Origin of the sequence: Rhodoblastus sphagnicola (genome assembly GCF_002937075.1) — a bacterium.
GTDB lineage: Bacteria > Pseudomonadota > Alphaproteobacteria > Rhizobiales > Beijerinckiaceae > Rhodoblastus > Rhodoblastus sphagnicola.
Genome location: NZ_NHSJ01000112.1, coordinates 36,230 through 50,779 on the forward strand (window position 1 = coordinate 36,230; position 14,550 = coordinate 50,779).

The window sequence follows — 14,550 nt, forward strand, 5'->3', positions numbered from 1 at the left end:
CCGTCAGGGCGCCGATGTGAAGATTGGACCCGCCGCAAGCAACTCCTTCTCCCGGATGCTGGGATCGTGGTTAGGGATCAAACGATCCCACCGGATACGAGGTTGGCAGGAAGTTCACCCTGTCTCACAAATCGGAGTTCACCGAGACCAAAAATGGCGATTGACTCGCGGGCCCTCATACGAGGGTTTCGGTCGTCGGCCCCCACACGCGTGATGGGGTCGCCGCCGCGCGGGGCCGGCGCCCGAAAGCCTCCGTTGGAGGAAACCGCGGGACGGAAGGGCTCCGTTTTCCGCGGGGCTCGCTATGGGGATTTGAATACGGCGGTCAGCGCAGGCCGGCGCCTGTTTCGAGGGTCGGCGCCAGGATCGGATGCTTCGGCTTTCGGCGAGGAGGCTGATCGGCTGAGTTGCGTGGGGATTTTTCCCAAGACCGGGAGGCCGGAACGGGTTCGGGCGGGCATTTTGGACGCGGCGGCCCGGCGCCAGGACGAAGTCGGCGGCGGAGACGAGCAGAACTTGGAAGTGGAAAACTGCGCCATGCTGGTCATGAGGTGTCGATCCTGATCCGACGGGGCGACGGCGGTCGCGCTGGGCAGACGCCTTCGAACGTCTCGATGATGATCATCCGGCCGCCGCAACAGGGGCATTTCCGCGCTGCATCCATGGGATCAACGCCATCATTCCTTTCGGGCTGTTGCTGCGGTGAGGCCTCGGCGGTCGGCAACAGCGCGCGGATGCGCTCGATGTTGCGGACGCGCGCCGCGCTGGCGAACAGGCCGTAATGGCGGATGCGGTGGAAACCGCTTGGCAGCACGTGCATGAGGAACCGGCGGATGAACTCGGCGGCGTCGAGCGTCATGGTCTTGTATCGATCGGGTCCGTCGATCCGATAATCTTTCCATTTGAAAGTGACGCCATCTTCGTCGAGCGCGACGAACCGGGAGTTCGAGATGGCGACGCGGTGGGTGTAGCGCGACAGATAGGCGAGCACAGCCTTCGGCCCGGCGAACGGGCGCTTGGCGTAGACGACCCACTCGGAGCGACGCAAAGGCGCGAGGGTGGCGGCGAAAGCCTCGTCGTCGGCGAGCGGCTCCAGATCACCGAAGAAGGCCAGGCGGTCGGCGGCCTTGAGCGCAAGGAGACCTTCGAGAAACAGCCTCCGGAACAGCCGCGACAGCACGCGCACCGACAGGAAGAAGCCTGGCTTGCAGGCGATCCAGCGCGATCCGTCCGGCGACAGGCCGCCGCCGGGAACGATGATGTGGACATGGGGATGATGGGTCAGCGCCGATCCCCAGGTGTGCAGCACGGCAGTCATGCCGATGCGGGCGCCGAGATGTTTGGGATCGGCGGCGATGGTCGTCAGCGTCTCGGCCGCCGCCTTGAACAGCAGGTCATAGACGGCGGTCTTGTTCTGGAATGCGATCGTCGCAATCGCCCCCGGGACGGTGAAGACAACGTGGAAGTAGGAGACCGGCAGCAAGTCAGCTTCGCGGTCCTCCAGCCATTTTCGCGCCGCGGCGGCCTGACACTTCGGGCAGTGCCGATTGCGGCAGGAGTTGTAGAAAATGCGCGTGTGCGCGCAGTCCTCGCAGCGCTCGACATGGCCGCCGAGCGCCGAGGTGCGGCAATGTTCGATCGCCGACATCACCTTCAACTGGGCGAGGCTGACGTGGCCAGCGTTGGCCTTGCGCCAGTCCGCGCCATGGGCGTGAAAAATGTCGGCGACCTCGATGTGAGGCCGCGCCATGCGGCGCGCGTCAGACGGGCGGGCGCCCGGCGAGGTTGGCGGTGAGTTTTTCCAGCGGGCTGGTGACGTCGCGGATCGTGTTGACGGCGACTTGGGTGTAGAGCGCCGTCGTCTCCAGCTTCGCGTGGCCGAGCAGGACCTGGATCACGCGGATGTCGACGTTCTGTTCGAGCAGGTGCGTGGCGAAGCTGTGCCGCAGGGTGTGCGGCGACACGCGCTTGGCGATCCCAGCCGTCCGCGCCGTTTCGCGCACCACGCGGCTCAACTGCCGCGCCGACATCGGATTGACCGGGTTCTGTCCGGGAAACAGCCAGGCCTGCGGCCGCGCCGCCCGCCACCAGTCGCGCAGCCATTCCAGCAGTTGCGGCGACAGCATGACATAACGATCGCGCTGGCCCTTGCCTTGTTCGACCCGCAGCGTCATGCGCTTGCTGTCGATGTCCGAAACCTTCAGGGCGACGACCTCGGAGACGCGCAAGCCCGCGCCATAGGCGACGCCGAACGCGGCCTTGTACTTCAGACCGGGCGCGGCTTCGAGCAGGCGCGCCATCTCCTCCTGGTTCAGCACCACCGGCGCCCTGCGCGGCTTGTGCAGGCTGGTGAGATGGCGCGCGAGTTCAGGCCGCTCCAGGGTGACATTGAAGAAGAAGCGCAGCGCGACCACGGCCACATTGACGGTCGGCGCGCCGAAGTGCTGCTTGGCCAGATGCAGTTGATAGAGCCTGACGTCCTCGACCGTGGCGGTGTCAGGCGAACGGCCAAGAAAGACGGCAAAACGCGAAATATGGAGGAGATAACTCTTCTGAACCTTCTCCGTGTAGCGGCGAGCCGTCATGTCTTCGATCATGCGCTGGCGCAACGGGCTGGTGGGCTTGTCGATCATCGCGAAAGCTCCTGTCTCGCATGGGGTTGAACCCCATGATTTTGAGACAGGTCAGCCTCGGCGTATCTGGCCTTGCACGATCACGGATCGACCCGCTTCTCGCCGCAGATACCGCGTAGCGGTTTAGTCGTGTGCCGGGCATGTTCGGTAGCTTGGAGGTGAAAGTCCTCTACCCAACCTGATGGAGGTGAAGGGTTAGCAATGCGCAAGGGCTATCGCCGCGAGGCGGGGTCTGAAGGAAGCGCGGAGCAAAAGTGCGAGTTGATGGACAAAAACCGGATATGAGGCGCGAGCGTCGGACGAGCGGGCGACAAGCCGCGAAGTCCATATCCATCAAGGATGCGGAGCGTAGATCCGGCAACTGTGCACGGAAGGCGACTGAACTTACCCCGGGAGGTCTGCTCCGCGTTCCGAGTTCGGAACTGAGGGCGTCGTAAGGTGCCCCGACCGCGGTGCAGAAGTCAGCAGAGGGCGTAGTAGGCCAAGCAGTCGGCGAGGCTATTGAGGCACTCCAAGGCCGAAAGGCGGAGAAACAGATAGGCTGAGCCGGGAACGAGGGTTGAAGGCCCGAACGATTGAGAGAGGCGAATAGGACTGGCGACTCATGACTGGAACGCGGCAGAAAATTCCCGGCAAGCAATTGTCTCAGACCTTGACTGCGTCGGCTCGGGGTGAAGCCCTGAACGGCGCGTCCAAGGATGCCGAACCAGTGATGGCGAAGCCAGCGCCCGAAAGCCCGGCCTTGGCGGAAAAATTGATGGAGGAGGTGTGCGACCGAGAGAATCTCGAAATAGCGTGGAAGCGCGTTCGAGGCAATAAGGGCGGCCCTGGCGTGGATGGGATGACCATCGACGCCGCCAAGGGCCACCTACGTGAGCACTGGCCAAACATTCGGGCTCAACTGCTGGAGGGAACCTACCAGCCGCAACCGGTCAAGCGGGTCGAAATACCCAAACCGGACGGCGGGGTCAGAAAACTCGGCGTTCCTTGCGTCGTCGACAGACTGATCCAGCAAGCGATGCTGCAAGTTCTCCAAGAGCGGTGGGACCCAACGTTCTCCGAGCACAGCTATGGATTCCGACCGGGGCGCTCCGCCCATCAAGCTGTAGCCCAAGCGCAAAAATACATTGCCGAGGGTTACGGCGTCGTCGTTGATCTTGATCTGGAAAAATTTTTCGATCGAGTCAATCATGACAGCCTGATGGCGCGCGTCGCCGCACGGGTGTCCGACAAGCGCGTGCTCAAACTCATCCGGGCCTTTCTCAACGCCGGGGTGATGGAAGACGGTTTGGTCTGTCCCGTGGATGAGGGCACGCCGCAGGGCGGCCCGCTTTCGCCAATCCTAAGCAACCTCGTGCTTGACGACCTCGACAAGGAACTGACTCGACGAGGACACCTCTTTTGCCGCTATGCCGACGACTGCAACATTTATGTCCGCAGCCGTCGTGCCGGCGAAAGGGTCATGGCCTCGGTGAGCCGATTCCTGACCAACAAGCTGCGGCTGAAGGTCAACGAGGCGAAAAGCGCGGTGGCGCGGCCGGAGGAGCGCAAGTTCCTGGGGTTCAGCATCTCGAATGACGGGAGCGAGCGGCGCATCGCGCCGAAAGCCCTCGACAAGTTCAGGGCGCGGCTTCGGGACATGACATGCCGGACATCGGGGAAAAGTTTGGAACAGCTGATCAAGGCGCTGAAGCCATACATCGTTGGATGGCGCGGCTACTTTGGCTTCTGTCAAACCCCTCGGGTGCTCACAAACCTTGAAGCGTGGATTCGCCGAAGATTACGAATGTATCTTTGGCGGCAATGGCGAACCGGGCAAAACCGCTTCAAGGAACTGCGCCGACGCGGCGTATCAAAGTTCCCCGCTGCGGTCGCGGCCGGATCGCCGACGCGGTTATGGAGAATGTCGGGACATCCCGCCATTCAACAGGCGCTGCGCAACGCCTATTTCGACTCGCTTGGTCTTCCCCGAATCTATGTTCCCGCCGAAGCATAACTTGGTCGAACCGCCGTGGTACGGACCCGTATGCCCGGTGGTGTGGGAGGGGCGGCGCTGCGAGGCGTCCCCCTATCCCGATCAGCGGCGGATTCCCGTCGTTCGCAGGCGGTGCCGGAAACGGCGGCTCAGCGCCATAAGTGGGAATTCATGATCGATATGCCATGTCGAACACACGCGTCCGTCATTGATCTGGCAGTCGATGGTGAGCGGTTCGATCCGCGCTTTGCTGCAAGCTGCTCGGACTGCCGTAGGAGGTCAGGCAAGCCAGCGCCCATGCTGCGAAACGCGCGTTTGCTAGAGGCGATTTCATGACGAACTTCGCTCGGTTGCAATTTCAAGCGCGGCCTTTTTCTTCGCCCGTTCCTCACCCCGAACATCTTCGCGCTCCCTCCCGCCGAAAAGCAGGTACAGCGCCGGCAGCACAAGCAGGGTCAGCAAGGTCGCGCTGATCAGGCCACCGATCACCACAATGGCGAGCGGCTTCTGCACTTCGGCGCCGGTCCCGGTCGCCAACGCCATGGGCACGAACCCCAGCGCCGCGACCAGAGCGGTCATCGCCACTGGACGCAGGCGTGTGAGCGCGCCTTGGCGGAGCGCTTGCCGAAGTGACATGCCTTCCGCCCGCAACTGCTTCACATAGGTGAGCAACACCAGGCCATTGAGGACGGCGATGCCGGACAAGGCGATAAAGCCGACTGCGGCCGAGACCGAAAAAGGCAGGCCCGCGCTCCATAGCGCCGCGATGCCGCCGGTCAGCGCGAGGGGAACGGCGCTGAACACCAGCAGCGCGTCGCGCATCCGACCGAGGGCCGCGAACAGCAGGAACAGGATCATCGCGAAACAGGCGGGCGTGACCACCATCAGGCGGGACTTGGCGGCGAGCAGGTTTTCGTATTGCCCGCCCCATTGCAGCCAGTAGCCCGGCGGAACGGTGACCTCGGCGCGCGTGCGATTCTGGATTTCGCTTACGACCGACGCCACGTCGCGGCCGCGCACGTTGGCGGTGACGACCACGCGCCGCTTGCCGTTCTCGCGCGAAATCTGGTTGGGCCCGTCGCGCTCCTCGAAACGGGCGATCTGCTTCATCAGCACCACCGGGCTGTTCGCTCCCGCTCCGGGCAACGGCACGGGAAGGTTTTTGAGTGCGTCGATGTCCGAGCGTAGGTTTTCGCCGAGACGAATGGTGAGCGCGAAGCGCCGGTCGCCTTCGAACACATAACCGGCCTCGCGGCCGCCGACAGCGGCGCCAATCACGTCCTGCACCGCCGCGACGTTGAGGCCGAACCGCGCCGCCGCCTCCTTGTCGATCGAGATTTCGAGGAAAGGCAGACCGTTGATCTGCTCGACCTTCACGTCCTGCGCGCCGTTGGTCGCGCGCACGACGCCCGCGATCTGGTTGGCGACGCGGAGCATCGGCTCGAACTCGTCGCCGAACACTTTTATCGCGACATCGCCGCGCACGCCGGCGAGCAGTTCGTTGAAGCGCATCTGGATCGGCTGCGAGAATTCGTAGACGTTGCCGGGCAGCGCCGCCACCGCCTCCGCCATCCGGCCTTGCAGCGACTCCTTGCTCTCGTTCGGGTCGGGCCATTCCGCTTGCGGCTTAAGGATAATGAACGTGTCGGAACTGTTGACGGGCATGGGGTCGGAGGCGACCTCGGCCGTGCCCGTTTTGGAGAAGACCAGCTTGACCTCGGGAAAGGCGGCGATGGCCTTTTCGACCTGCGCCTGCATTGCCTGCGACTGGTTCAGCGAGGCGCTGGGGATGCGCAGCGCGTTCATGGCGATGTTCTTTTCGTCCAACGTGGGGATGAACTCCTGGCCAAGACGTCCGAACAGCACCAGCGCCAACAGGAATAGAACCGCTGCGCCCGCCACCATCCGCAGCGGCGCCTTCATGGCGAAGGCGAGCGTCGGCTCGTAGAGGCGACGCAACGCGCGAACAATCCAATTGTCCTCCTCGCTCTTGGGCGCGGGAACGGCGATGGCGATCAGCGCCGGAACCAGCGTCAGCGACAGAACGAAAGCCGCGACCAGCGCCATGATGACGGTGAGCGCCATCGGCTGGAACATTTTTCCTTCCACGCCGGTAAAACTGAGCAGCGGCACATAGACCAGCATAATGATCGCTTGGCCGAACAGCGACGGGCGGATCATTTCCTGCGACGCGCCGATCACCACGCTCATACGCTCGGGCTGTCGCAGGGCGCGCCCCAGCGCGTGACGGCGTTCGGCGAGACGGCGCAAGGCGTTCTCGGTGACGATCACCGCGCCATCGACGATCAGGCCAAAATCCAGCGCGCCCAAGCTCATTAGATTGGCGCTGACCCTGGTCTCGACCATGCCGGTGAAGGTCATGAGCATGGCGAAGGGTATGACCAGCGCGCTGATCAGCGCCGCGCGCAGATTGCCGAGCAACAGGAACAGCACGGCGATCACCAGCAACGCGCCCTCGGCGAGGTTCTTGGCCACGGTCTGCACGGTGGCGTCGACGAGTTGCATGCGGTTGAGCACCGGCGTCAGCGCGATATCCGGGGGCATGTTGCGCGCGATCTCACCGATCTTGGCGTCGACTGCGGCGGCGGCGGTGCGGCTGTTGCCGCCGATCAGCATCAGCGCGGTGCCGACCACCACTTCGCGACCGTTGGCGCTGGCGCTGCCGGTGCGAAGGTCAGCGCCGACCGAAACCTGGGCCACGTTCTTGACGCGGATGGGAACTCCGCCGCGCGACGCGATCACCACGTTCTCGATGTCCCCAAGCGATTCAAGTCGCCCGACCGCGCGCACGACATAGGCTTCGCCGTTTCTCTCGATGTAACCCGCGCCGCGGTTGGCGTTGTTGGCTTCGAGCGCGCCGGCGAGATCGGCGAAGGAAACGCCGGCGGCAATGAGCCGGTTGGGCTCAGGCTGCACCTGATAGAGTTTTTCGAAGCCGCCAATCGAATCGACGCCGGCTATGCCAGGGACCATCTTGACCTGAGGCCGCACGATCCAGTTCTGCACCGTGCGGAGATAGGCGGCCTGTTCGATGTCCGTGCGCAGGCGCTGGCCTTCCGGCGTCAGATAGGCGCCGTCCCTCTGCCAGCCCGTCGGCGGATTGGTTTCAATCGCTTCCGGCCTCGGCTTGTAGGACAGCGTCCACATGTAGATTTCGCCCAAGCCCGTCGAGATCGGCCCCATGCGCGGCTCGACGCCGCCGGGCAGCGACGACTTGGCCTCGCGCAGTCTTTCGTTGACCTGCTGGCGCGCGAAGTAGATGTCGGTCTTCTCGGAAAAGACCGCCGTCACCTGCGAGAAACCGTTGCGCGACAGCGAGCGGGTGTATTCGAGGCCGGTCGCGCCGGCGAGCGCGGTCTCGACCTGGAACGTGACCTGTTTCTCGATGTCCTGAGGCGAGAGCCAGGTCGCGACCGTGTTGATCTGCACCTGGTTGTTGGTGACGTCGGGAACGGCGTCGATCGGCAGCTTCTGCAAGGCGAACACGCCGAAAGCCGCCGCCATCAGGCTGAGGAAGACGACGACCCAGCGTTGATGCACGGAGAATTCGAGGATGCGCGAGATCATGGTCGCCTCAATCGTCGTGGGCGGCTTCGGCCTTGCCGAGTTCCGCCTTGAGAATGAAGGAATTGGCGGCGGCGATGGTCTCGCCAGCCATCAGGCCCTCGGTGATTTCGACAAATTGCGCATCCGAGCGGCCCAGCGCGACGTTGCGCGCGACGAATCCTTTGTCATTGCGCACGAACAGACTGGTCTTGCCCTCGATGGTCTGGAGCGCCGCCTTTGGCGCTCGCAGCGCCACACGCGTTTCCCTGACGGCGATGGTGGCGGTGACGAAGCCGCCGGGCCGCAGCGCAAGCCCGGGATTGTCCAAGGCAGCCAGCACCCGCGCCGAGCGCGTCTCGGGATTAAGCACCGGCCCGATGAAGATGATTTGGCCGGAGAGGATTTCATCATTGGGCGCGCGAATAGTCACCTTCTGTCCTTCGCGGATCGCGTTCAATTCGCTGGCGGGGATGGACAGATCAATCCAGACCCGACTCAGGTCGGCGATGGCGTAGAGCTCCGATGGGTCATTGTTGCCGCCGACAGCGGCGCCGACATCGACCTTGCGTTCAATCACCCGTCCGGCAATCGGCGCACGCACGGGATAAAGGCCGAGGTTGGCCGAATTGTCGTTGGAACGTAGGGCGTCGATCTCGCTGTCGCTGACGCCGAGCGCGCGCAGCTTTTGACGCGCGAGGTTCACGCGCAATTGCGCCATGGCCACCGTGGTCTTCGCCTGGAGATAGACCTGTTCGGCGCTGATGCGCTTGGCCCAGAGTTTTTCGGCGCGCTCGAACAGGGTCTTCTGCAAGTCGTAATTGACCAGGGCCGCCTGCCATTCGCTCTTGGCGTCTGCGACCTCGCGGCTGTCGAGCATGGCGACGATTTCGCCCTTGGCGACGATTTCGCCGAGCCGCTTGCGCAATTCGGCCACGGAGCCGATGACCCTCGCCGGCACGCGGGCGATGTGATCCTGATCGGCGATGATGACGCCTGGCGCGGAAAATTGCTCCGCGATGACGCCGGGTTCGACCTGGGTCAGCACAACGCCAGCCTTGTCGATCTGCTCCGCGGCCAGTGAAATTTCGCCATGGGCAGAGCTTTCCTCATGAGCTTCCTGCGCTTCTCCCGGCTTGGCGAGGGAAATGGCAGGCGACAGGGAGATAGCCAGCGCCAGCAAGGCAGGCCGCAGTAAAGAGCTGGGCATTCATCGTCTCCGATCATTCAGTCGGCGCCGCGACGCCATGTGATGGTTGGATCGGGGTCGCAGGAGCCGCCCCGGAGGTTGCCGTAATGGTCGGGCGCCTCAGCGCACGGTGGACGCGGCTGTGCCGCGGCTCATGCATTGGCTATAAGTCGTGGCGCAGTGGGTAATTTCATGCGGCCGCCGGGGTGCGGGGCCGACATCCTGCAAACAGATCCATTTTCTCTTTTCGCAGCTCTGGACATGAGCCGCGCGGCTTGGGTGGTCGCACTCGTCGAGCAGGGAAATCCGTTGCGCGGCGCCCGCTTCGGAGGCGAGGACGGAGGTCAGAACGACTGACAAGGCAAGGGTAGTGCGGCACATGATGAACTCCCGATACGACTCGCCATGCGCAAGTTTGCGCGGCGGCGTTGGCGCCTGAGGCGCTTGAGATCAATTTCAAGAGTGGATGCAAACCCAGCTGCGACTGCCGCCGGGCTTGCGGGCGACTTCAGCGCGAGACTGGAGCCTCATCGGCGCCGCGGCTCATGCATTGGTCAAAGCTGATGCGGCAATGGGTCAGCCCATGCTGCGCCTGGGAAGACGGGCCGAATTTTTGCGAGCAGGCCCATCTGTTCTTCTCGCAGCTTTGAACGTGGCCTGAGCGGGTGGGATGGCCGCAATCGTCGGGTAGCGAAAAACGTGCGGCTCTCGCCTCCGAGGCGAGGACGACGGTCAGAACGGCAGCGAAGACAAGGGTAGAGCGGCTCATGAACATGAACTCCAACGCCGCGCGATGCGCCTATGCGCAGCGACGTTCGCGCCAATGGCGCTTGAGGATCGAAGACATGGGAGATGCGGCGCGTTACGCCGCGCGCAGATTCAGGTCGTGAGCCGAGGCGGCCTGAACAACGAATCCGGGCGCAGACCCGAAAGCAAAGCATGCTGTGGTGTGAAGAGAGGTTCGGAAAAAATCGTCGGCGGAGGCGTGAAACCGTCGCTGTGACGCCAAAGCGCCGTCGAGCAGCAGCCGCAGCCGGAAAAACAGCAGCCGCAGCCTGTCTCGTCGTTCGCGCCGCCGGTCGGCAGGGACGCCGAGGGTGGGGAGAGTTTTGTCGGGTTGGAGATGGAAGCCGCGGCGATTTCCGCGTTGGGCTGCACCGTGCCTGTCCAGGCGAGGCTCAGCCCTGCTTGCCCATGGTCGTGGCGCGACTTGCCATAGACATGCCCAAACGCCGCAAGCGCGACCAGAATGGAAGCGAGCGCAATACGGGCAAATCGGAACAAGGACGCACGAATCATACGTCGATTTTACACCTGAATATTAACCAAAACTTTATCGCAAAAGAATGAGCCGGAATCTGGGCGAGCCTCCCATCGACGCTCTTTACGCGGCGTTCAACGCTAATGTTCGCTATGAGCGCACTTGCAGTGAGCGGCCAGCACTTCGATCACGCGGCAGCCGGCGACGCGCCCATGGCTGCATCCCTCGACCATCGCTTCCAGTTCAACCTTGAGGGCTTGCAGGCTGCGGATGCGCTGCTCCACCTCCGCCAACCTCGCCTTGGCGATGGCGTCGGCGGTCGCACATGGCTGGTCTGGATCGTCCTGCAAGGTGAGAAGCGCCCGGATCGCGTCAATCTCGAACCCCAGTTCGCGCGCGTGGCGGATGAACGCCAGGCGGCGCAGGTCGATGTCGCCATAGGAGCGACGGTTGCCCTCGCTGCGCGGCGGCGGCGGCAACAGGCCGATCTGCTCATAATAGCGGATCGTCGGGGCCTTGACACCGGTGCGGCGCGTGGCTTCGCCGATCGGAAAATATTCTGTCATCCCGCTTGCTCCTCTAGTGACTAGAGGATGTAGCCTCGCTGGCAAGATGGCAAGGAATCGATGATGACCGAGACGACACAAGCCCGCTACCGGGTTGAGGGCATGGATTGCCCAAGTTGCGCCCGCAAGATCGACACCGCTGTGCGGCGGATGCCGGGCGTCGCCGAGGTGTCCGTGTCGGCTACCGCCGGAACCATGGTCGTCCACCACGATGGCGCATGCGACCTTGCCGCGATTGAAAAACAGGTGATTGGCCTTGGCTTCGGCGTCAATCCCATCGCCGGAAGCTCACCCGCATCCCGGAAAGACGCGTGTTGCGGGCATGACCATGGCGATCATGACCGTGACGGAAATCACACCCATGCCGACGACGGCGGCCCTGCCGCTAGCCCACATGGACATGAGCACGCCCCATCCAGCGGCCCGTGGTGGCGGAGCAGGAAGGGGCTGATGACGATCGCCTGCGGCGGCGCCCTGGTCGTCGCCTACGGCATCGGCAAGCTCGCGCCTGCTGTCGCCACCGGCGCCTTTGTCGCGGCCATGCTGGTCGGCTTGGCGCCGATCGCGCAGCGCGCCTTCATGGCGGCGCGCGCCGGAACACCGTTTTCGATTGAAACGCTGATGACCATCGCCGCCGTCGGCGCGGTGTTCATCGACGCCGCCGAAGAAGCGGCTGCGGTGGTGTTCCTGTTTCTGGTCGGGGAAATGCTGGAAGGCGTCGCGGCGGGCAAGGCCCGAGCAGGCATCCAGTCGCTGACAAAGCTCGTTCCCAAGACGGCATGGCTGGAACAAGACGGACAGACCCTCGAAATTCAAGCCGAACGTCTCGCAATAGGGTCGCTTATTTTGGTGCGGCCGGGAGACCGGATTCCGGCGGACGGGTTGATCGTCTCGGGTGAAAGCGCGATCGACGAAGCCCCGGTGACCGGCGAAAGCAAGGGGGTGCGCAAGGGCGTCGACGCCCAGGTGTTCGCGGGGACCATCAACGGCGACGCCGCCTTGCGCGTCCGGGTCACGGCCAGCGCCGAAGACAACACCATCGCCCGCGTGGTGAAACTGGTCGAAGAGGCGCAGGATTCCAAGGCCCCGACCGAGCGGTTCATCGACCATTTCTCGCGCTATTACACGCCCGGCGTGCTGGGGGTGGCGACGCTGGTGGCGACCGTCCCGCCGCTGCTGTTCGGCGGCGCCTGGGGCGTATGGATCTACAAGGGTCTCGCTATCTTGCTGATCGGCTGCCCCTGCGCCCTGGTCATCTCGACGCCCGCCGCGATTGCGGCCTCGCTGTCGGCGGGGGCCCGGCGCGGCCTGCTGCTCAAGGGCGGCGCGGTGCTGGAAAACCTCGGCAAGGTGACGGCAGTGGCCTTTGACAAGACCGGCACGCTGACCGACGGCAAGCCCAAGGTCACGGATGTGATCGGCTTCGGCTTGAGCCAAGCGGACGTTCTGAAATTCGCGGCCGCGCTGGAAGTGGGGTCAAGTCACCCTCTGGCGTCGGCGATCCTGGCCAAAGCCGATGCCGAGAAAATCGCTCCGCCCCACACGATTGACGTTTCGGCGCTCGGCGGCAAGGGCGTCGCAGCGACCGTCGACGGCAAGGCTGTGTTTCTCGGCTCATTGCAAGCGGCGCAGGACCGCGCGCCGCTCTCGGACGACCAGAAGGCCCGTGTGAGGGCCATGCACGACGAGGGCAAGACGGTATCGTTGTTGATCATCGACGGAGCGTTGGCGGGGGCGCTGGCCATGCGGGACGAGCCGCGGCCCGACGCGCTCGCGGGCCTGAAGGCGCTTACAGACGCCGGCGTTAGGACTGTGATGCTCACCGGCGATAACCGGCGCACGGCAGCGGCGATTGGCCACAAGCTCGGCATAGAAGTGCGGGCCGAGTTGTTGCCGGAGGACAAGCAGGACATCATCCGCGAATTGCAGGGAATGGGGCTGAAAGTCGCCAAGGTCGGCGACGGCATCAATGACGCGCCCGCCCTCGCCTTGGCCGATGTCGGCATCGCCATGGGCGGCGGAACCGACGTGGCGCTCGAAACAGCCGATGCGGCGGTGCTGCATGGCCGCGTCGGCGACGTCGCCGAAATGATCGCCCTGTCGAAGCGCACCATGGGCAACATTCACCAGAACATCACGATCGCGCTCGGACTGAAGGGAGTGTTTCTGGTCACGACGCTTGTGGGGCTCACTGGCTTGTGGCCCGCCATTCTCGCCGATACCGGCGCCACCGTGCTGGTGACAGTCAACGCATTGCGGCTACTGTCGTCGCCAAAACAACGCGCCGACGTCCCGTGAGGCGCAGCTTGCCCGTGGCGACAGCCGACGGCAATCCGAATCGCCGTTCCGATGCGATCGACGTTCGTCCGTCGCAGGTGGCATGTTCAGTACTGCGTTGTTCGATTCTACCCGTGACGCCTGAGGCCGTAGCACAATCCGCCGCAACTCTCTTAAATTCGGCGAAATACAGATCGCTCGGTGACTGACCGGTTCGGGTCAACACAAGACGGTCGCAGGCCTCGTCGGGAAGGTCGGGAATGAGCCGAGGGCCGTCGTTCCCGCCGCACACTCAAACCTCATGCCGTCGCTCGGTAAATCGCGGCGGCGCTGACGCCGTAGGAACGGGCAAGGTCGGCGACGGATTCGCCGTCTTTCCGTCTGCACCGCGCTTCTTGCTTCTGCGCTGCCGTCATTTTCGCCGGTCGCCCCATGTGCTGGCCGCGCGCCTTGGCGCGGGCGCGGCCTTCGCCGGTGCGCGTGCGGATTAAATCGCGCTCCACGTCCGCCAGGCCGCCAAGCACGGCAATCATGAGCCTGCCGGTGCTGGTCGATGTGTCCGCCCACGGCTCGGCAAGGCTGAGAAATTGCCCGCCCGCGTCGATGATCTTTTTGACGATGGCGAAAAGCTCGAACACGGATCGCGCCAAGCGGTCGATGCGCGTGACCACCACTTGATCGCCCGCAGTGATCGCTTTCAGGAGCTTGCCAAGTTCCTTGCGATCGACCTTCGCGCCGGAAACCTTCTCGCGATAGACGCGCGAACAGCCAGCCTCCTTGAGCTGGTTGAGTTGCGCTTCAAGGGTTTGCCCGACGGTCGAGACGCGGGCGTAACCAAGGCGATTTGGGGCTGGGTTATCGGACATATCTTTCGAGAAGCGTAAGACCTTGCGGCACAAGGATCAACGGAATTTCTCAAAAGTCTTGAGACCGACATACGCGACGCGACCGCCGTCCGGACTTTCCTCGATCTGGCTCCCGCAGACATCGCAGAGACGCTGGGCATTCGGCGCTTTCGTTTGGATTTGTAACATATTTGAAGGATTTACCCAGATAATTGACGCAGCGGAAATTGAAAAGCGACT

General features: G+C 63.7%; 10 protein-coding genes. 2 read left to right on the top strand and 8 right to left on the bottom strand.

From position 1 onward, the window contains the following. Positions 1-544: 544 nt before the first annotated feature. Both CCR94_RS18395 and CCR94_RS18400 read right to left on the bottom strand, forming a co-directional pair. On the bottom strand, positions 545-1,750 hold the full coding sequence (locus CCR94_RS18395) for an IS91 family transposase (RefSeq protein WP_104509289.1): 1,206 nt from the start codon (positions 1,748-1,750) through the stop codon (positions 545-547). Positions 1,751-1,760: 10 nt separating this feature from the next. Further along, positions 1,761-2,633, bottom strand: coding sequence for a tyrosine-type recombinase/integrase (locus tag CCR94_RS18400; protein WP_104509290.1), 873 nt, complete (start codon positions 2,631-2,633; stop codon positions 1,761-1,763). Between the two features lie 604 nt (positions 2,634-3,237). Between CCR94_RS18400 and ltrA the strand changes: the two genes are divergently transcribed. Then, positions 3,238-4,629: a group II intron reverse transcriptase/maturase gene (gene ltrA / locus CCR94_RS18405; protein ID WP_244594129.1), complete on the top strand. Its 1,392-nt coding sequence runs from the start codon at positions 3,238-3,240 to the stop codon at positions 4,627-4,629. A gap of 309 nt (positions 4,630-4,938) precedes the next feature. On the opposite strand, the gene CCR94_RS18410 is transcribed toward ltrA, so the two are convergent. The 4 genes from CCR94_RS18410 to CCR94_RS18425 form a co-directional block, all read right to left on the bottom strand. Next, a complete protein-coding gene (locus tag CCR94_RS18410; protein ID WP_104509291.1) occupies positions 4,939-8,196 on the bottom strand; it encodes an efflux RND transporter permease subunit in 3,258 nt (1,085 codons plus the stop codon). Between the two features lie 7 nt (positions 8,197-8,203). After that, a complete protein-coding gene (locus tag CCR94_RS18415) occupies positions 8,204-9,382 on the bottom strand; it encodes an efflux RND transporter periplasmic adaptor subunit (protein WP_104509292.1) in 1,179 nt (392 codons plus the stop codon). A gap of 858 nt (positions 9,383-10,240) precedes the next feature. Further along, positions 10,241-10,645, bottom strand: a complete 405-nt coding sequence (locus CCR94_RS18420; RefSeq protein ID WP_146090094.1) for a hypothetical protein — start codon at positions 10,643-10,645, stop codon at positions 10,241-10,243. Positions 10,646-10,762: 117 nt separating this feature from the next. Beyond that, positions 10,763-11,188 carry a MerR family transcriptional regulator gene (locus CCR94_RS18425; RefSeq protein ID WP_104509294.1) on the bottom strand — a complete coding sequence of 142 codons (426 nt, stop codon included), beginning with the start codon at positions 11,186-11,188 and terminating at the stop codon, positions 10,763-10,765. A 63-nt stretch (positions 11,189-11,251) separates the two neighbouring features. Here CCR94_RS18425 and CCR94_RS18430 point away from each other — a divergent pair, with 63 nt between their 5' ends. Continuing rightward, a complete protein-coding gene (locus CCR94_RS18430) occupies positions 11,252-13,486 on the top strand; it encodes a heavy metal translocating P-type ATPase (protein WP_104509299.1) in 2,235 nt (744 codons plus the stop codon). A gap of 278 nt (positions 13,487-13,764) precedes the next feature. Here the strand turns inward: CCR94_RS18430 and CCR94_RS18435 are convergent, their stop codons facing one another. Beyond that, positions 13,765-14,331, bottom strand: coding sequence for a recombinase family protein (locus CCR94_RS18435; RefSeq protein ID WP_104509295.1), 567 nt, complete (start codon positions 14,329-14,331; stop codon positions 13,765-13,767). Between the two features lie 36 nt (positions 14,332-14,367). Beyond that, on the bottom strand, positions 14,368-14,550 hold a 183-nt coding region (locus tag CCR94_RS25730), incomplete at its 5' end, for a hypothetical protein (protein ID WP_206605859.1).

Excerpts from the sequence above, each read along its gene's own strand:
- CCR94_RS18435 (WP_104509295.1), bottom strand. The coding sequence starts at position 14,331 with ATGTCCGATAACCCAGCCCCAAATCGCCTTGGTTACGCCCGCGTCTCG.
- CCR94_RS18415 (WP_104509292.1), bottom strand. The coding sequence starts at position 9,382 with ATGCCCAGCTCTTTACTGCGGCCTGCCTTGCTGGCGCTGGCTATCTCC.
- CCR94_RS18395 (WP_104509289.1), bottom strand. The coding sequence starts at position 1,750 with ATGGCGCGGCCTCACATCGAGGTCGCCGACATTTTTCACGCCCATGGC.
- CCR94_RS18425 (WP_104509294.1), bottom strand. The coding sequence starts at position 11,188 with ATGACAGAATATTTTCCGATCGGCGAAGCCACGCGCCGCACCGGTGTC.
- ltrA (WP_244594129.1), top strand. The coding sequence starts at position 3,238 with ATGACTGGAACGCGGCAGAAAATTCCCGGCAAGCAATTGTCTCAGACC.
- CCR94_RS18410 (WP_104509291.1), bottom strand. The coding sequence starts at position 8,196 with ATGATCTCGCGCATCCTCGAATTCTCCGTGCATCAACGCTGGGTCGTC.
- CCR94_RS18400 (WP_104509290.1), bottom strand. The coding sequence starts at position 2,633 with ATGATCGACAAGCCCACCAGCCCGTTGCGCCAGCGCATGATCGAAGAC.
- CCR94_RS18430 (WP_104509299.1), top strand. The coding sequence starts at position 11,252 with ATGACCGAGACGACACAAGCCCGCTACCGGGTTGAGGGCATGGATTGC.